Genomic DNA, 16,965 nt, shown 5'->3' with positions numbered 1-16,965 from the left:
AGAGCATGATGGAGCCGTTCGAAGACCGCGATATCGTCGTCGTAGACCTCGGGTTCGGAGATGCGGGGAAGGGAGCAACCGTCGATTGGCTTTGCTCCGACCAAGCCGATTTGGGTGTGGCCGCAGTGGTCCGGTTCAACGGTGGGGCACAGGCAGCGCACAACGTGACGGTCGGCGAGTACCACCACACGTTTTCGCAGTTCGGTTCGGGAACGCTGTCCGGCGTCCCGACGTTTCTCTCGAGATTCGTGTTGGTCGAGCCCATCGCCCTCGCCCGGGAGGCGTGTGCTCTGGAAGCGCTCGGAGTTCGAAATCCGTTCGATCTGATACGGATCGACGCGCGCGCATTGTTGACGACGCCGATTCACGTGGCCGCCAACAGGGCCCGTGAGGATGCTCGCGGCGGTAACCGACACGGCTCGTGTGGCAAGGGGATCGGTGAGACCGCGGCGTATGCGCTCGAAATTGCGAATGCGCCTACGGTGGGAGACTGCCGGCGACCTGACTCCTTGCGTCGTAAGTTGTCGGCGTCGGCCACATTCTACGGACCGTTGATCGCGGAGAGTCGCCACGGTTTTCCGCCGATCGACGACATGGTCGACATGTACGCGGAATTCGGTGCCGTCGTGGACATCGCCGACCCGGATGCGCTGGGCGCGTTGGGTGCCCGTGGTCGTCTGGTATTCGAGGGGGCACAAGGTGTCCTTCTCGACGAGTGGCGGGGGTTTCACCCACACACCACGTGGTCGACGGTCGAGCCGTCCAACGCGCGAGCGATGATCGACGAGTTGGGGCGGGACAGTTACGTACTCGGCGTCACCCGCACGTACATGACACGACACGGAGCTGGGCCCTTCCCGACGGAGGATCCGGAGCTGGCGAAGGTGTTGCCCGAGCTGCACAACGGGACGGGTGAGTATCAAGGCGGATTCCGGACGGGCCACCTCGACGAGTTGTTGTTGCACTACGCAATCGAGGTGAGCGGTGGCGTCGACGGTTTGGCGCTTACTCATCTCGACGCGATGGATCGCGCGCGGGCTGCAGGCGTCCCGATCCACGGGGTGCACGCGTACGAAGGATTGCCGTTCGTTCCCGTCGGAGAGTGGAAGGATCTCGATCACCAGCAGGCGCTGACAGATTCCCTGAAAGCCGTAGGGGTCGTGCCGAAGGAACTTCCGGCCGACCCGGAGGATTTCGCCCGGTATCTGAGCGAGGAAATGGGTGCGCCGGTAGTGCTGACCGCGAACGGTGCCGACCGGGTCGATCGTCAGATGCGATGCCCAGTGCCTGCATGATGGACGGTGTGGACCAGTCACTTGTCTCGATCGATGTCATCGCGCTCCGGTTCGGCAATCCGGAACCCGGGATGTTGCGATTTGCCGTCACTCCGCGGCAAGCGGAGCCGTACACCGGGCAGTTGGCGCTGCCCGGTGTACTGCTGGGCGCCGGTGAGCGGTTGCAGGACGCCGCCAGGCGAGCCGTGACCACCAAGCTCGGAATTCCCGACGAGAAGATCCTCGTCAGCGGTCAATTGACCGTGTTCGACGAACCCAATCGCGACCCCCGCGGTCCGACGCTCTCGGTGACCATGTGGGCAGTGATCTCGTCGGACGAGGTGCCGGGTTCGGCCGAATGGGTGAGCTGGGACAACCCGGGGGACCTTGCGTTCGACCACAATCGGATAGTCGCCGATACCCGCCCGATCCTTGCTGACACCCTGTTGTGGCGAGATCAGGCATTCACAGGGGCACTACTGGGTCCGTCGTTTCCGGCGTCGTACGCGCTGGCCGTGGCGGAGGAGCTTTCCGGTGTGCGTCCGGACCCGGGCAATTTGAACCGGACGCTCAAAGCGTTGCCAGGGCTGGAACGTACGGACGAACGAGTCCGGGTCAGTGCCACCGGGCGACCCGCGGTGGTCTGGGCGTGGACCGAAAACAGCTGACCTACCTCAGAAGTTGCCCCGCGCGGCCTGCTCACGCTCGATCGCTTCGAACAGGGCTTTGAAGTTTCCCAACCCGAATCCCAGTGAGCCGTGGCGTTCGATGATCTCGAAGAACACGGTGGGACGATCTCCGATCGGCTTGGTGAAGATCTGAAGAAGATAGCCGTCCTCGTCACGGTCGACGAGGATGCCTCGCTTCTGCAATTCCTCGATCGGAACTCGAACCTCTCCGATACGCGCGCGCAGTTCTGGATCCTCGTAATACGAAGCCGGAGTGGAGAGAAACTCGATTCCTTCGTCGGCCAGAGCGTCGACTGCTCCGAGGATGTCGTTGGTCGCAAGTGCGAGATGCTGAGCGCCGGGACCTTGATAGAACTGGAGGTACTCGTCGATCTGTGACCGCTTCTTCGCGATGGCAGGTTCGTTGAGTGGGAACTTGACTCGGTGATTGCCGCTCGAGACGACCTTGCTCATCAGCGCGGAGTAGTCGGTGGCTATGTCGCCGCCCACGAACTCGGCCATGTTGGTGAATCCCATGACCCGGTTGTAGAAGTCGACCCACTGGTCCATCTTGCCGAGTTCGACATTGCCGACGACGTGGTCGAGGGCCTGGAAGATTCGCTTGGGCGCGCCGTCACGCTTGCGGTACGACGACGTCCGTTCGACGTATCCGGGAAGGTAAGGGCCGGTGTAGCGGGAACGGTCGACGAGGGTGTGCCGAGTCTCGCCGTACGTCGCGATGCTGGCCAGGCGAACGGTGCCGTGCTCGTCGGTGACGTCGTGCGGTTCGCTCAACACTGTCGCGCCTTGGGTGATGGCGTGTGCGATGCACTTGTCCACGTCAGGGACGCTGAGCGCGATGTCGCGGATACCGTCGCCGTGACGGCTGTGATGTTCGATCAGCGGACTTGCCGGATCCACAGCACCTTTGACGACAAACCGCACGGCCCCGCTTTTGAGTACAAACGCGTGGTGGTCGCGGTTTCCCGTCGACGGGCCTGAATAGGCCACCAATTCCATGCCGAACGCAGACTGGAAGAAATGTGAAGTCTGCGTGGCATTTCCGACGATCCATTCGAGGCCGTCCCAACCGCTCACGGGGAAGGGATCGTGATCGCTGTCGTACTCGACCAAGCCGACCAACTGGCGCAATTGCTCCAGATCCAGGCCGGCCAACTGTTCGTCGTCGGTGAGAGTCTGTTCGACGGTCATGGTGAGTCCCCTCTGAGTGCGATGTACACAGCGCGGTGCTCGAGTCATGTTCGGCACTGCCGGTACAAACAGATAAGTCCTTCAGAGGTTGGGTAGTCAACGGAGGTAGTTGAAAGTAGACACAGCGCCGGAATGCGAAGATGGTGGCACTGTTTTGTAGGCAATTTGCATAGTTGAACGACGAGTGGAGCGGACGTGAATCTCGACGCAGTGGATCTGGCTCTGTTGGACGCGATGAACAAGCACCCGAGAGCCGGTGCGTTGGAGCTTTCGCGTCAGGTCAAGGTTGCGCGGGCGACAGTGCAGGCGAGATTGAAAAGGATGGAAGATGCGGGCGTCATCGCCGGATACGCGCCGCACGTCAATTTGGCTGCAGCGGGTTTCGGAGTACAAGCATTCGTGACTTTGCAGATCGCCCAGGGGGCGCTCGACACCGTCACCGCGGAACTCGAGGCAATCCCCGGTGTGCTCGAAGCCTTTGCCACCACCGGCTCCGGCGACGTGCTGTGCCGGATTGCCGCTGCGTCGCACGAGGATTTGCAAGCGACGCTGCTCGAACTGAATCGGTCGGGGATAGCCACCCGGTCGACCAGCGTCATGGTTCTCTCGGTTGTGGTGCCGCTCCGGTCGATGCCCCTACTGCAGACTCTGCAGTCGAAGCAGACGACAAAAGCTCCCGCGTATAGACACGACGATCAGTCTCGCTGACGACCCGGAGCCCAGAATCCCAGAACGATCGCGGATACCCACATGATCGCGGCGAGCATGAGTGCTCCTTGATCCATGCCTTTGATGAAGGCTTCACGGGCGAATTCGGCCAACTGGGCACCCTGCGGCCCGGCTGCTTCGGCGACGTGGAGAGCTGCGGCCAGAGAACCGGATACCGGCTCCTTGGCCGGTTCGGGTAGCAAGTCGACCGCGGGCTGGACGTGATTTCCGTAGCCGGCGGCGAGGATACTTCCCGCCAGTGCAACGCCGATGGCGGAGCCGATCTCACGGGTTGCGTCGTTGACTGCTGAGGCAACCCCCTGTTTGGAGTCCGGTGCGTTGGAGACGATGGCAGCAGTGGCGGGGGTTGTCGACAAACCCAATCCAATGGCGGCCACTACCAAGGGAACACAGACTTCGGCATAGGTCGAACTGGCATCCAAGCGCGTCAGGAGTGCAATTCCGGTTCCGAGGAAGGCGACTCCGGTTGCGGTGAGGGCGCGTAGACCGATACGCGGAATCAGCAGGGGCGCAACCACGGACAGGGCCATTACCGGCACGGCGATCGGCATAAGGGCTAGCGCAGATTGCAGAGGGGAGTAGTCGAGCACCAGTTGCAGATACTGCACGATCAGAAAGAACAGGCCGAAGGTCGCCAGAAATTGCAGGGTCAGCGACGCCGCGCCGCTGCCGAATGCACGATTGGCAAACAGTCTGACGTCCAGAAGTGGGTGGCGAGTGCGTAATTCGACCCAGCTGAAGATTGCTGTCATGGCGATTCCGCCGATCAGCAATGCGAGAACCACCGGATCGAGCCAGCCACGGGCGGGCGCCTCGATCATCCCGAGGACGAACAGGCCAATCGAGCCGGCGATCAGCGCTGTACCAGGTAGATCGAGTGGAGTTGCCTCCGTGTCCTTCGACGTCACGATCGTGAACGACACCACGAGGATGAGAACTGAGACGACGGCCAGGCTGACGAAAATCGAATGCCAGGACCATTTTTCGAGGAGTAGCCCGGAGACGACGAGTCCGGCGATTGCACCGGACCCTGCGACGCCGGACCAGACTCCGACGGCGCGGGCACGCTGCGCCGGCGGGAAACCTGCAGTGAGTAGAGACAGCGTCGCCGGCATGACAAACGCGGCGCCGACGCCGGAGATCACGCGGGAGACGATGACCCACGACGGTTCGTCCGCGAAGACCGGAATCGACGAGCCGGCAGCAAAAACGAGTAGTCCGAACATGAGCAGTTCTCGTCGACCGTATCGATCGCCGAGTGCGCCCGCCGGCAACAAGAGACAAGCCAGCGTGAGCGTATACCCGTCCACGATCCACGTGAGCTGGCTCTGTGTTGCACCGGTATCGCGGGCCAAGTCGGGAAGGGCCGTGTTGAGCGCGGCCATCGCTGCGACGACCAGCGCGACGGCGCAGCACGCGACCGTCAGCATCCAGATCTGTCGGATGGTCCACGTGGACTGTTCGAGCGTCGTATCGCTACTCACGAAACCTCCCGATAGAAACAAGACCATCAGTATCGTTACAAGAACAGCAGTTCCACAACCCCCAAGTGGGTATAACTGAAGTTGTGACGGTGGGAATCGACAAGCAGGGAATCGAACAGCAGGGAAACGACGAGGACCCGCGCAAACAGCGTTCCAGGTCCAGGTTGCTCGACGCAGCGACCACGCTGCTGGCAGAAGGCGGCGTCGACGCCGTGACGATCGATGCCGTCACCAAGTTGGCCAACGTCGCGCGTGCGACGCTGTACCGCCATTTCGACAGCGGCACGGAGTTACTCGCCGCGGCATTTGCACGTCTACTGCCGCCGGTGCCGGAGATGTCCGGGGAAGGTGACCTCCGCGCGCAGTTGCTCGAGTTGTTGACCAGTCAGGCCAAGGCCATCGAAAGCGCACCGATCCAGGTGACGGCGATGTGCTGGCTCGGCTTGGGGCCGGAACTGAAGGGTTATTCGAGCGTCGATGCCCTGTCCGCGGACAAGCCCGAATTGCGATCGCTGCGCCAGACGGTCTTCGAGCAGTACCGACACGCGTTCGATCGGATCCTGCGCTCGCCGGACGCGATCGACGCGTTGGGGGAGTACGACTACGACGTCGCACTTGCTCAGTTGGTCGGACCGTTGGTGCTCACCAAGCTGGCCACGCTGACGCCTCTCGGGGAGGCTGCGTGTGAGCAGATCGTGGACGACTTTCTGGCTGCACGCGGAGTGTCGAGCTGAGAGCTCACGGCTCCAGATTGCGGCGTAGCACGTACTGCTCGAGCCTGTCGATGCCGCGCACTCGTCGCGGACGAAGGTGTCGCAGTTTGAAATTGGCGTCCGAGCCGAGCTGGGTGGCCAGCTCGGAGTCGATCAGCACAGTGCCGGGACGAGCAGAGCTGGTGAGACGCGCGGCCTTGTTGACCACCGAACCGTAGAGATCTCCGAAGCGAACCAACGTCGGCCCCATGGCCAGACCCACCCGAAGCTGCGGATCGTCGTGATCGGCGAGGACCGCCTGCTGGATCTGCAAAGCGATCTCGGCGGCGTGGTGGGGACTTTCAGCGGCAAACATGACCTCGTCACCGACGGTCTTGACCACCCAGCCGTAGTTGCGACCGATGATTTCGGTGGACGCGGACTCGAACCGCTCGAGCAGATCGTTGAGTTCGGCGGAGTCGAGGCCGCGGGTCAGCGAGGTGTACCCGACGATGTCGGCGAAACCCACGACCAGAACACGACTCGCTACTTCTTCACCCGGGTTTCCGACGTTGCGTCCCGTCGAGGACGCGACGTGGCGCTTCCACACGTACGTCTGCAGAGATTCGACAGCGGGAATGATCTCGGCGCCGAGGCGCAGAACGATCTTCCGGATCGCTTCGGGCTCGTGATCTGCCGAGTCGGCGAGCTGGTCGATGATGTGTGTGCTGATCAGCGAGACCTGCCACTCAGCCAACCTCGACATCGACTGCCCCAGTGAACGGGCGGCAGCAACCTCACTGCTCTGCGAGATGACTCCTCGATTGACCATGTCGATGATCGTCTTGAGGGCGTTGGCGTCTTGCTGGGTGAACATGACGGCGTCGGGATCCTCGTCGACGGCAAAGCCCATCGCGACCCACAAACGATCGGCACGCTCGCGTGTCACACCGGCGAATTCCGCGATCTGCGATTGCGTGAAGCAGCGCGGTCCGCCGAGGAGGGACTCCTCGATGTCGGCTTGAATCCGGCTGAGCAGATGAGCATCGACGTCGACCGGATCAGCAGTGTGAGATTCGGCAGCGTGAGATTCAGCAGGGGCGGGTTCGGTGACCTCGTCGATCCACTCTGACTCCGAACTGCTCACCGTGCTCCTTCTTGCCGCAACGAATTTCTGTCCACCATCTTCCACGCGGTGCCCCGAGAACAGTACTGAATTGGCCGAACCGCCTACGGATCCTCGGGCTCAGGCGGGCGGTGAGAGTCAACACGTCGGTGGCTTGTGCAAGAGTTGCCCCGAGAAAAGCACTGTCGATACCGAAATGCACGAGATACTTCTGAAAGGACCTGCGCATGCCACCCCGTAGACGTTCCGGCGCTGCCGCATCAACGCCGGATCACCTCACTGCGGACAATCTGGCAGCGCTCGCCACGGCTGTCGCCGAAGGCAAGCGCGCCACCGTCTATCTGCGCGAGGCGACTCCCAGCCTGGGGATCGAAGCCGGTACCTCGGCGAAAGTCGTGTCGGTGGACGGCAACACCGTGATGATCCGCCCCAAAGGCGTCAACGACGAATTGCCTTTCGAGGCAGAGGAATTGCGCATAAACCGCGTCTCCGCGGCACCGGCCAAACCGGCGCCACGGCCCAAACCAGTTGTGGAGTCCGAGCCCCTGATGGAGCCACTCGTAGAGCCTGTTCGACCGAAGCCGCGTGCGCAGCCTGCACCCGCTCCGGTACCGACTACCACTGCTGCCCCTGCCGCGACACCTCGTCCGGCCGTCAAGCGTGCGAAGAAACTGCCGGCCGGTATCAGCGTCACCATCCATGCCGGCGCGGACAACGACTGGAGCGTGACGGTCACACAGGGCGCCAAGCGTCCGGGCAAAGCAGTTCCGGTCGCACCCGATGCGGTCGAGCGAGCTGTCCGCGAGTTGGGTGAGCCCACCGCAATCGAGGCTGTCGAGTCCATCATCGTCGCTGCACGGGACATGGCTGCAGCGCGAGTCGACGAGTTGAGTCGTCAGCTCGAGGAGGCACGCAAGATGCTCGAGGCGCTCGGAGCTACCGACTAGAAACGCTGCGTAGGTCCGCACTTTCCGGGGTATGCGTTTTTTGCAGCGGGGAGATTACCGGCGGAGAGATTGTGATGTTGCAGCGAATTGTTTCGGCTCTGGCAGCGTTGGTCTTGGCACTCGGACTCGGGTTCATCGTCAGCAGCAACGCTGTTGCTGCACCCACGCCCATGGGTGGTGGTTCGGGCATCATCATCGACAATCAGCTGGTCTGTACGTTGACCACTATCGGTCACGACAACGGCGGCAGACTCGTAGGTATCACCGCAGGTCACTGCGGTGGTCCTGGATCGTTCGTGATCCCGGAAAGCAACGAGGACGCAGGCGTGGTCGGCACGTTCGTCGAGTCGAACCCGGACCTGGACTACGGGGTCATCCAGTTCGATCCGGGCAAGGTCACACCAGTTCGAACGGTGGGCGCGGCAACCATCACCTCGATCGGCGCTCCGGCCAGCTTCCCGGCCACAGCCTGCAAGGAAGGCCGTACGACGGGCACGACCTGCGGCGTCGTCTGGGGAGACCTGAGCGCCGACGCATCCACCTGGACTCAGATCTGCGTCGACCACGGTGATTCGGGAGCCCCGGTCACGGTCGGGACGACGCTGGTCGCGATGGTCAACGCCTACCTCTGGGTGCCATGCCTGGGGCCGGAACTCGGCACCAACATGACCTCCATCGTGGACACGATCAATGCCCACGGAGGTGTCGGCGCCGGGTACCGGCCGATCTAGCGGCGGGCTGGGATCAGCCGCACACTGCTCCACCCGAGGCTGATCCCACGAGCTTGGAGTACTTGGCCAACACACCACGTGTGTAGCGAGGCGGCAACGGCTCCCAGCCCTTCTTGCGGGCTTCCAATTCGGAGTCGTCGACCAACAATTCGAGTTGTCCGGTACCCACGTCGAGCCGGATCTGATCGCCGTCGCGAACGAACGCGATGGGACCGCCGTCGACGGCCTCGGGCGCAACGTGTCCGACACACAGGCCGGTGGTGCCGCCCGAGAATCGTCCGTCCGTCAGCAGCAGGACGTCCTTGCCGAGACCCGCGCCCTTGATCGCGCCCGTGATGGCCAGCATCTCGCGCATGCCGGGACCACCCTTCGGGCCTTCGTAGCGGATGACGACAACGTCACCGCCGGTGATGGTGCCGTCCTCGAGAGCATCCATCGCGGCGCGCTCGCGTTCGAAAACCCGTGCAGTGCCGACGAATACATCAGACTCGAATCCTGCCGACTTGACCACCGCGCCGCCGGGCGCGAGTGACCCCTTCAAGATCGTGATGCCTCCGGTGGGGTGAATGGGCTTGTTCATCGCCCGCAGGACCTTGCCGTCCGGATCGGGCGGGGTGATGTGCGCGAGATTCTCCGCCACGGTCTTACCGGTGACGGTCAGGCAATCTCCGTGCATGAGTCCCGCGTCGAGTAATGCCTTCATGATCACGGGGACGCCGCCGATACGGTCGACGTCCGTCATGACGTGCTTTCCGAAAGGCTTGACGTCGGCGAGGTGCGGGACCTTCGCGCCGACGCGAGCGAAGTCGTCGAGCGTCAGCGGGACGTACGCTTCGTGCGCGATCGCGAGGAGATGGAGCACCGCATTGGTGGATCCGCCGAATGCCATGACTACTGCAATGGCGTTCTCGAACGCTTCCTTGGTGAGGATGTCCCTCGCGGTGATACCTCGACGCAGGAGTTCGACAACGGCTTTGCCGCTCTCGCGGGCGAAGCCGTCGCGGCGACGATCCGGTGCGGGCGGTGAAGCGCTGCCGGGCAGCGACATTCCCATGGCCTCGGCGGCGCTCGCCATTGTGTTTGCCGTGTACATGCCGCCGCACGCGCCTTCGCCCGGGCAGATCGCCCGTTCGATGGTGTCGACGTCGGCGCGGCTCATCAGCCCACGCGAGCAGGCGCCAACCGCCTCGAACGCGTCGATGACGGTGACTTCCCGCTCACTGCCGTCGGAAAGTTTGGCGACGCCGGGGAGGGTGGAGCCGGCGTAGAGGAACACGCTGGCGAGGTCGAGGCGGGCCGCCGCCATCATCATGCCGGGCAACGACTTGTCGCAGCCGGCGAGAAGGACCGATCCGTCGAGACGCTCGGCCTGCATGACGGTCTCGACGCTGTCCGCGATCACTTCACGGGAGACGAGGGAGAAGTGCATGCCCTCGTGCCCCATCGAAATGCCGTCGGAGACGGAGATAGTGCCGAATTCGAGAGGGAACCCGCCGGCTTCCCGTACGCCCTCCTTGACGGCCTTGGCCAGGCGATCGAGGGACAGGTTGCATGGCGTGATTTCGTTCCAGGACGAGGCGACGCCGATCTGCGACTTGACCCAGTCGTCGTCGCCCATTCCTACTGCACGCAACATGCCGCGCGCTGCGGTCTTTTCGAGTCCGTCGGTGACGTCACGACTTCTGGGCTTGATGTCGGGTTCGGTCATTTTCCAAGCATAGGCGTCAGCGGGGTGTGTTTCCGGCAGACGAGCGACTCGACTTGCCGACAAACGCCGTCCGTCGTGAATAGACTCGTCGCATCGGGTGTGGGTGACTTTCTTTGCCGCTCTGCTGATACTGCCCATCCTGTTCGGCGCGTTGATCGCAGGCTATTCCGCGTTCTCCGAGGTCGACGGGTCCGAGGCTCTGCTTCCGCCGGCGTTCTGGATCCTGATCGCGGCCGGGGGTGCACTCGGCGGTTACATCGGAGTCAAGGTCGGTGTGGTTCGAGGCTCGGCCCTCGATTACCGGTTGTAATCGGGATCGACTCGATCAAACTTCCAGAGAAGCGCAGGCGAAGCCTGGGTGAACATCCCGAAGCTCTCTTGAACGCCCGTTCAGGTGCGGGTTCACTCCTAGCGTGCACACGAATGCCTTCGATCGAATATCCAGACGTGGCCTGCTGCAGGGATCGGCGGCCCTCGCCGGCGCAGTAGGTCTCGGTGTCGCTTCGGCGAGTCACGCCGGTGCCGAGGTTCCGGGTGGCAGCCCGGGCTTCGCGCACGGCGTGGCATCCGGTGACCCGTTGCCGGATGCGGTGATCATCTGGACCCGCATCACCCCGACGGCAGACGCGACGCCCGGTTCCGGCGTCGGGCCGGCGGTGACTCTCAACTGGCAGGTCGCGACCGATGAGGGGTTCGCGAGCGTCGTTGCGTCCGGAAGTGTTGCTGCTTCGGCGGATTCCGATCACACCGCGAAGGTCGACGTCACCGGACTCGATTCGTCGACGACGTACTGGTACCGATTCACTGCGGGTTCGGCTGTTTCTCCGATGGGCCGCACCCGCACGGCTCCGTCGAACTCGGCAGATCTCGATCGTCTCCGCTTCGGCGTGGTGTCCTGCTCCAACTGGGAGGCGGGGTATTTCGGTGCCTATCGTCACCTCGCATTCCGCGAAGACCTCGACGCGATCATCCACCTCGGTGACTACATCTACGAGTACGGGCAGGGGGAGTACGGCGCGAGAAACGGATCCGTTCGCCTTCACGAGCCGGCCCACGAGATCATTTCGCTGGCCGACTACCGAATTCGGCACGCGCAGTACAAGACAGACCCGGATCTGGCAGCTCTGCACCTGAAGCTCCCGTTCATCACCACGTGGGACGATCACGAATCGGCCGACAACGCGTACCGGGACGGCGCCGAAAACCACACTCCCGGTGTCGAAGGTGACTGGGTAGATCGAAAGGCCAACTCGGCCAAGGCATATTTCGAGTGGATGCCCGTCCGCCCGTCGGGTAGTGGTTCGAGCGTTCAGCTGTATCGTCGGTTCCGCTTCGGGAATCTGGCCGAGATCTCGATGCTCGATCTGCGTACTTACCGCGACGAGCAACCGACCATGAAGCAGGTCGACGATCCGTCGCGCACCATTACCGGACGCGCACAGATGGATTGGTTGACCAACGGAATCGTCACCTCCCCGACGCAGTGGAAGGTCGTCGGCAATCCGGTCATGATCACGCCCTGCGTGTTCCCGCCGCTGGAACCGGCGACCACCGCGGCGTTGACCGAACTGGTGGGTGTGCCGCAGGCCGGTGTCCCGTACAACACGGATCAGTGGGACGGGTACACCGCCGACCGCACCAGGCTTTTCGACGCGATCACCTCGAACGGTGTGGACAACACCGTCTTCATCACCGGTGACATCCACACGTCGTGGGCCTGCGACCTACCGACCAACGCCGCCAACTATCCGGGTGGGCCGACCGTCGGCGCCGAGTTCGTCGTCCCGTCGGTGACGTCGCCCAATATCGACGACATGCTGAAAGTGCCACCGCGCACGGTAACCGTTGCGGCAGAAGAAGCATTCAAGGCCGTGAACCGACACGTGCGGTACGTCGAACTGGATTCGCACGGCTACGGCGTATTCGAAATCGCCCGCGAAGGTACTCAGATGGACTGGTACTACGTCGACGATCTCACCAATCCGCAGAGCAATGCGCACTACGCCGTGAGCTACCGTCTTCCGGCAGGCGCGGGCAGTAGAGTCTCACCCACCTCGGCCGCCCTCGATCAGGCCTCGTACCGACCAGGAGTCGACCAGTGAGCATCGAAGTTTCGCGTCGTAGCGTTCTGATCGGCGGAAGTGTTGTCGCCGGAACGGCATTGCTCGGAACGCCCGCTCGCGCGAGTGTTCCCACCAGCGCCGGAATCCCAGACCTGGACGTGCATGTCATAGTCGTCGACGGCATGCGGCCGGACGAGCTGCGATCGGAGCTCACCCCGACGCTGACCGGGCTTGCGGCCGGCGGTATCCACTACCCGGACGCCAGTGCCATCACGATCGCAGAGACGCTGCCGAACCACACGGCGATGATGACGGGAGTGCTGCCGGCGCGTTCGGGTGTACCCGCCAACTCCGTCTACGATCCGGCCATCGACAAGAAGCGTGACCTCGATCGGCCTTCCGACCTGCAGGCATCGACGGTTCTGGATCGGGTGCGCACCGAACTCGGATTGACCACTGCGAGTGTGCTGTCGAAGCGCTACCTGCACGGGTTGTTCGGTGACCGCGCCTCATTGGTGTGGGATCCGCAGCCGCTCGTTCCCGGTACCGAGCATGCGCCGGACAACTTCACGATCGACGCCTTGATCCGTATCGTCGGCGGGAACTCGCCGCGGCTCTCGTTCACCAACCTCGGTGACGTCGATCGGGTCGGGCACCTGGATCTGTCCGGTCCGTCCATCCGGATCGCTCGCACGGCTGCACTTCAGAACACCGACAACCAGGTTCGCCGCTTCGTCGACTTCCTTCATGACACGGGTCGCTGGAATCGGAGCATTCTGATCGTGTTGGCCGACCACTCCATGGACTGGTCTGAGCCCGCGCGGCTCATCGGCTTGGATCGACCGCTGAACGCGGACCCGTTGCTGGCAGGCAAGATTCGAATCGCCCAGAACGGTGGCGCAGACCTGATCTACTTCATCGGACCCGATGGCGAACGGGCGGAAGCCGTCAGCCGGATTCAGCAGATCGTGGATGGTGTGGACGGCGTCGAATCCAGCCACCTCCCCGCCGAATTCGATCTCGGCACCAATGCCGGTGACGTCGTTGCGTTTTGCGCTCAGGGCTGGCGGTTCAGTGATCCGACTCCACTGTCCAACCCGATTCCCGGCAACCACGGTCACTTCGTGACACTGCCCATTCCGTTCTTCCTCAGCGGCGGACATCCCGCTCTGGACGGTGGACGGAAGATCGACACGCAGGCTCGCACGATCGACGTCGCGCCGACGGTTGCGGCTCTGCTCGGCCTCGGTGCACCTGCCGGCGGCTGGGACGGCGTCGCCCGCACGACGGGTGTGTCGCTGAACGTCTAACGAGGATCGCGACCGGTCAGGGCAATCAGCTTGTCCTGCAACGACGCATCGTCCGGGAGGTCGACGGGATCGGAGAAGAGTCCGCTCTCGGCGAGCATGTCGCGCTGCCCGTCGAGGTCGGACCAGACGGCCTCGACGAGGTCTGGATCGAGTCGCTCGTCTGCTCCGACCGCTCGCGCGAGGTCCCAGGTGTGGATCGTGACGTCCGAGGTCTGCTGGCGCAGATAGGGTTCCACCTTCACCGTGCCGTACGAGAGGTGAACGTGGGCACTGAGGTCCGTCGATTTCCACGCTTTGATTGCGGCATCGGAGTACTTCTGCCATTCGGTCCACAGGTCGTCCCCGACGGGAACGATGTCCGGTGTCGCCTCGCCGACCGTCAGTCCGGCCAGGAGCGGCGGTACCCACTGCTGCTCCTCGATGACGTGGCGGACGAGGTGTTCGACGTGCCAGTCGGAGTCGGGCGTGGGTGCGTTCCAGTCCTCGACCGCAGCGAGTCGTGAACCGAATTCGCGGTGGGCGGTGAGTACGAGTTCGAGCCAATCGAATGCCATCACTCGAGGGTAACCCGATCAGCGTGACGTTAATCGGTGCGTGAGGCTTCGATTCGGTGAAGACTGTCGGGGTTGTCGCTCAGTCGAATCGAGGAGTTTTCATGATCGTCCCCACCGTCACTCTGGCCGAAGGTCTCACTGTCAGCGCCCAGGGATACGGCGCGATGTCCGTCGCCCCGGTCTACGGCCCGGTGGATCCGGCCGAGGCGCTCGCCACGCTGCACCATGCGGTGGACATCGGGATCACATTCATCGACACCGCGAACGTGTACGGCGAGGGATCGAGTGAGCGGGCGGTGGGAGAGCTTCTCAAAGACCGCCGGGAGGAAGTGCAGTTGGCGACCAAGTTCGGTCTGGTCGGCAACATCGCCAACGGTCAGCGCGGGATCAACGGAGACCCGGCTTACGTGCCGCGGGCACTCGACGAGTCTCTGGGACGACTCGGCGTCGATCATGTCGACCTCTACTACTTGCACCGGGTCGACCCGAACGTGCCGATCGAAGACACCGTCGGCGCGATCGCGGAGCAGGTGAAGGCGGGCAAGGTCCGCAACATCGGACTGTCCGAGGCGACCGGTGACGAACTGCGTCGTGCGTACGGGGTACATCCGATCGCGGCGATCCAGTCGGAATGGAGCATCTGGAGCCGTGACGTCGAGAACAAGGTAGTACCCACCGCGGCGGAACTCGGAGTCGGGTTCGTGCCCTTTTCACCTGTGGGCCGAGGCTTCTTGGCGGGATCGTTCGATGCGGCGACGCTCAGTGACAACGACCTACGCCGACGCTTCCCCCGCTTCTCGGACTCCGCACTTCCCGCCAATCAGAAGGTTCTCGACGTGGTCCGCGCCGTCGGTGAGGAGCTCGGCGCGACGCCTGCACAGGTTTCCCTGGCATGGCTCGATGCCAAGGGCCGCCAGTACGGGTTGCCTTCCGTTTCGATTCCCGGCACTCGGTTCGCTGCACGAGTCACCGAAAACGCCGGAGCGTTGGACATCGTTTTGAGCGAAGACCAGATCGCTCGCCTCGACTCCCTCGCCGCGATCACCGAAGGCTTCCGTTCGGCCGATCTGAATTGGGTGTCTCAGGGCCGCGAATAATCATGTCCTGAGCCTTGCGAAAGACAGGAGTAACATACAGACCCGATGAAAAAAGTGTGGTTGGTCTGGGGTGTCGGTGTTTTTGCCTACGTGATCGCCGTGCTTCACCGCACTTCGTTCGGCGTCTCGGGTCTGTCTGCTGCTGATCGGTTCTCGATCTCGCCCAGCGTTCTGTCGAGCTTCGTCGTGCTGCAGATCGTCGTGTACGCCGGCATGCAGATTCCGGCGGGAGTCCTCCTCGACCGCTACGGTTCGCGGATCATGATCGCAGTCGGTGCGTTCATCATGATGTCCGCGCAGTTGGCTCTCGCCTTCACCGAATCGCTGCCCGTCGCGATCGGTGCACGTATTGCCGTCGGTGCCGGGGATGCACTCACCTTCATCTCGGTGTTGCGGTTGGTACCGCAGTGGTTCCCGCCCCGGCAGGTGCCGTTGGTCTCGCAGTTCACGGGCATCCTCGGTCAGCTGGGCCAGGTGATGTCTGCGCTTCCGTTCATGTTGCTGTTGTCCGGACCGGGCTGGACTTTTGCCTACGGCAGCGCTGCCGCTGTCGGACTGTTGGCGTTTGCGCTGGCGTTGAGTGTCATCCGCGATGCGCCTCCCGGTGCCGACGTGGTCGCCGTGCCGGCCGGCGCCAAGGAGATCGGGCGACAGATCAAGACGGTGTGGATGCGGCCCGGCACCCGACTCGGGTTCTTCAGCCACATGGGGACTCAGTTCTCGATCACGACGTTCGCGCTGCTGTGGGGTGTGCCGTACCTGAAATCGGCTCAAGGCCTCGACTCCACGACGGTCGGCTCGCTGCTGACGCTGTCAGTCATCTCGGCAATCGTGGCCGGCCCGATCCTCGGTATTCTCACCGGTCGCTATCCCATGCGTCGATCGTGGTTGGTTCTCACCATCATGGTGGCCAGCGCGCTCATGTGGACGATCGTGCTTTCACGAAGCGAACCGTCTCCGCTCTGGTTGTTGACGATCCTGGTGGTCGTCATCTCGGTGGGTGGGCCGGGTTCGGTGATCGGCTTCGACTACGCGCGCACATCCAATCCGAGTTCGGCGATGGGCACCGCCCAGGGCATGGTCAACATCGGGGGATTCCTCGCTTCCCTCATCGTGATTCAAGTGATGGGCGTCATCCTCGGGCACATGGGCGGGTACACGTTCGACGGATTCCGTGTCGCCTGGATGGTGCAATATCCGGTTTGGATTCTCGGTATCGTCGGTGTGCTCGTCACCCGAGGCAAAGCCCGGCGAGCCCTCGCAGCAGAAGGCGTACACGTACGGCCGATTCGCGAAGTCATTCGCCGCAACAAATAACTCGATCGCATCGGGTAATTCATCCCCTGCGGGTGAGGTTCCCAAGCGTCCGA

General features: G+C 63.1%; 16 protein-coding genes. 11 read left to right on the top strand and 5 right to left on the bottom strand.

Annotation, left to right across the window (positions count from 1 at the left end; translation table 11 throughout):
• The first annotated feature begins 5 nt into the window (after window positions 1-5).
• The gene (locus tag KTR60_RS24060) at window positions 6-1,295 is read left to right on the top strand and encodes an adenylosuccinate synthetase (protein ID WP_407720064.1); all 1,290 of its coding nucleotides are present in this window, start codon (window positions 6-8) and stop codon (window positions 1,293-1,295) included.
• Complete coding sequence (locus KTR60_RS24055) at window positions 1,292-1,942, top strand: NUDIX domain-containing protein (protein WP_125052724.1); 651 nt, start codon at window positions 1,292-1,294, stop codon at window positions 1,940-1,942. The genes KTR60_RS24060 and KTR60_RS24055 overlap by 4 nt, the downstream gene beginning before the upstream one ends.
• A 6-nt stretch (window positions 1,943-1,948) precedes the next feature.
• On the opposite strand, the gene hppD is transcribed toward KTR60_RS24055, so the two are convergent.
• On the bottom strand, window positions 1,949-3,154 hold the full coding sequence (gene hppD / locus KTR60_RS24050) for a 4-hydroxyphenylpyruvate dioxygenase (RefSeq protein ID WP_125051985.1): 1,206 nt from the start codon (window positions 3,152-3,154) through the stop codon (window positions 1,949-1,951).
• A 234-nt stretch (window positions 3,155-3,388) separates the two neighbouring features.
• On the opposite strand from hppD, the gene KTR60_RS24045 reads away from it, so the two are divergent.
• Window positions 3,389-3,862 carry an Lrp/AsnC family transcriptional regulator gene (locus tag KTR60_RS24045; RefSeq protein ID WP_054825263.1) on the top strand — a complete coding sequence of 158 codons (474 nt, stop codon included), beginning with the start codon at window positions 3,389-3,391 and terminating at the stop codon, window positions 3,860-3,862.
• Here the strand turns inward: KTR60_RS24045 and KTR60_RS24040 are convergent.
• A complete protein-coding gene (locus tag KTR60_RS24040; protein WP_125051983.1) occupies window positions 3,850-5,394 on the bottom strand; it encodes an MFS transporter in 1,545 nt (514 codons plus the stop codon). The genes KTR60_RS24045 and KTR60_RS24040 overlap by 13 nt on opposite strands.
• A 56-nt stretch (window positions 5,395-5,450) precedes the next feature.
• Here KTR60_RS24040 and KTR60_RS24035 point away from each other — a divergent pair, with 56 nt between their 5' ends.
• Window positions 5,451-6,101: a TetR/AcrR family transcriptional regulator gene (locus KTR60_RS24035; RefSeq protein WP_058226560.1), complete on the top strand. Its 651-nt coding sequence runs from the start codon at window positions 5,451-5,453 to the stop codon at window positions 6,099-6,101.
• Between the two features lie 4 nt (window positions 6,102-6,105).
• Here KTR60_RS24035 and KTR60_RS24030 read toward each other — a convergent pair whose 3' ends face one another.
• Window positions 6,106-7,206, bottom strand: coding sequence for an adenylate/guanylate cyclase domain-containing protein (locus KTR60_RS24030; RefSeq protein WP_372025141.1), 1,101 nt, complete (start codon window positions 7,204-7,206; stop codon window positions 6,106-6,108).
• Window positions 7,207-7,412: 206 nt separating this feature from the next.
• On the opposite strand from KTR60_RS24030, the gene KTR60_RS24025 reads away from it, so the two are divergent.
• Both KTR60_RS24025 and KTR60_RS24020 read left to right on the top strand, forming a co-directional pair.
• Window positions 7,413-8,132: a DUF6319 family protein gene (locus tag KTR60_RS24025; protein WP_003940205.1), complete on the top strand. Its 720-nt coding sequence runs from the start codon at window positions 7,413-7,415 to the stop codon at window positions 8,130-8,132.
• Between the two features lie 74 nt (window positions 8,133-8,206).
• On the top strand, window positions 8,207-8,863 hold the full coding sequence (locus KTR60_RS24020; protein WP_007732621.1) for a S1 family peptidase: 657 nt from the start codon (window positions 8,207-8,209) through the stop codon (window positions 8,861-8,863).
• Window positions 8,864-8,876: 13 nt separating this feature from the next.
• Here KTR60_RS24020 and ilvD read toward each other — a convergent pair whose 3' ends face one another.
• Window positions 8,877-10,571, bottom strand: a complete 1,695-nt coding sequence (ilvD, locus tag KTR60_RS24015) for a dihydroxy-acid dehydratase (protein ID WP_003940201.1) — start codon at window positions 10,569-10,571, stop codon at window positions 8,877-8,879.
• A 103-nt stretch (window positions 10,572-10,674) separates the two neighbouring features.
• On the opposite strand from ilvD, the gene KTR60_RS24010 reads away from it, so the two are divergent.
• The 3 genes from KTR60_RS24010 to KTR60_RS24000 all read left to right on the top strand — a co-directional run bounded on the left by KTR60_RS24010 (window position 10,675) and on the right by KTR60_RS24000 (window position 13,944).
• A complete protein-coding gene (locus KTR60_RS24010; protein WP_223304509.1) occupies window positions 10,675-10,881 on the top strand; it encodes a hypothetical protein in 207 nt (68 codons plus the stop codon).
• Window positions 10,882-10,984: 103 nt separating this feature from the next.
• Complete coding sequence (locus KTR60_RS24005; RefSeq protein ID WP_042448352.1) at window positions 10,985-12,673, top strand: alkaline phosphatase D family protein; 1,689 nt, start codon at window positions 10,985-10,987, stop codon at window positions 12,671-12,673.
• Complete coding sequence (locus KTR60_RS24000) at window positions 12,670-13,944, top strand: alkaline phosphatase family protein (protein WP_007732611.1); 1,275 nt, start codon at window positions 12,670-12,672, stop codon at window positions 13,942-13,944. Before KTR60_RS24005 ends, KTR60_RS24000 begins: the two co-directional genes overlap by 4 nt.
• On the opposite strand, the gene KTR60_RS23995 is transcribed toward KTR60_RS24000, so the two are convergent.
• Complete coding sequence (locus KTR60_RS23995; RefSeq protein ID WP_007732609.1) at window positions 13,941-14,498, bottom strand: TIGR03086 family metal-binding protein; 558 nt, start codon at window positions 14,496-14,498, stop codon at window positions 13,941-13,943. The two genes, KTR60_RS24000 and KTR60_RS23995, sit on opposite strands and share 4 nt — an antisense overlap.
• A 101-nt stretch (window positions 14,499-14,599) precedes the next feature.
• On the opposite strand from KTR60_RS23995, the gene KTR60_RS23990 reads away from it, so the two are divergent.
• Window positions 14,600-15,595, top strand: coding sequence for an aldo/keto reductase (locus KTR60_RS23990; RefSeq protein WP_228401324.1), 996 nt, complete (start codon window positions 14,600-14,602; stop codon window positions 15,593-15,595).
• 45 nt (window positions 15,596-15,640) lie between these two features.
• Window positions 15,641-16,912, top strand: a complete 1,272-nt coding sequence (locus KTR60_RS23985) for an MFS transporter (RefSeq protein ID WP_007732605.1) — start codon at window positions 15,641-15,643, stop codon at window positions 16,910-16,912.
• Window positions 16,913-16,965 lie beyond the last annotated feature (53 nt).

The organism is Rhodococcus sp. C1, assembly GCF_020809065.1.
Taxonomy (GTDB): Bacteria; Actinomycetota; Actinomycetes; order Mycobacteriales; family Mycobacteriaceae; genus Rhodococcus_F; species Rhodococcus_F qingshengii.
Note: the sequence above shows the minus strand (reverse complement) of the source record. Positions and strands in the feature narration are given on the sequence as shown.

What these genes read in the sequence shown, in the direction of transcription:
- KTR60_RS23990 (WP_228401324.1), top strand. Translation starts at nt 14,600, where the DNA reads ATGATCGTCCCCACCGTCACTCTGGCCGAAGGTCTCACTGTCAGCGCC.
- KTR60_RS24060 (WP_407720064.1), top strand. Translation starts at nt 6, where the DNA reads ATGATGGAGCCGTTCGAAGACCGCGATATCGTCGTCGTAGACCTCGGG.
- KTR60_RS24025 (WP_003940205.1), top strand. Translation starts at nt 7,413, where the DNA reads ATGCCACCCCGTAGACGTTCCGGCGCTGCCGCATCAACGCCGGATCAC.
- KTR60_RS23995 (WP_007732609.1), bottom strand. Translation starts at nt 14,498, where the DNA reads ATGGCATTCGATTGGCTCGAACTCGTACTCACCGCCCACCGCGAATTC.
- KTR60_RS24040 (WP_125051983.1), bottom strand. Translation starts at nt 5,394, where the DNA reads ATGGTCTTGTTTCTATCGGGAGGTTTCGTGAGTAGCGATACGACGCTC.
- KTR60_RS24020 (WP_007732621.1), top strand. Translation starts at nt 8,207, where the DNA reads ATGTTGCAGCGAATTGTTTCGGCTCTGGCAGCGTTGGTCTTGGCACTC.
- KTR60_RS23985 (WP_007732605.1), top strand. Translation starts at nt 15,641, where the DNA reads ATGAAAAAAGTGTGGTTGGTCTGGGGTGTCGGTGTTTTTGCCTACGTG.
- KTR60_RS24055 (WP_125052724.1), top strand. Translation starts at nt 1,292, where the DNA reads ATGATGGACGGTGTGGACCAGTCACTTGTCTCGATCGATGTCATCGCG.
- hppD (WP_125051985.1), bottom strand. Translation starts at nt 3,154, where the DNA reads ATGACCGTCGAACAGACTCTCACCGACGACGAACAGTTGGCCGGCCTG.
- ilvD (WP_003940201.1), bottom strand. Translation starts at nt 10,571, where the DNA reads ATGACCGAACCCGACATCAAGCCCAGAAGTCGTGACGTCACCGACGGA.
- KTR60_RS24045 (WP_054825263.1), top strand. Translation starts at nt 3,389, where the DNA reads ATGAACAAGCACCCGAGAGCCGGTGCGTTGGAGCTTTCGCGTCAGGTC.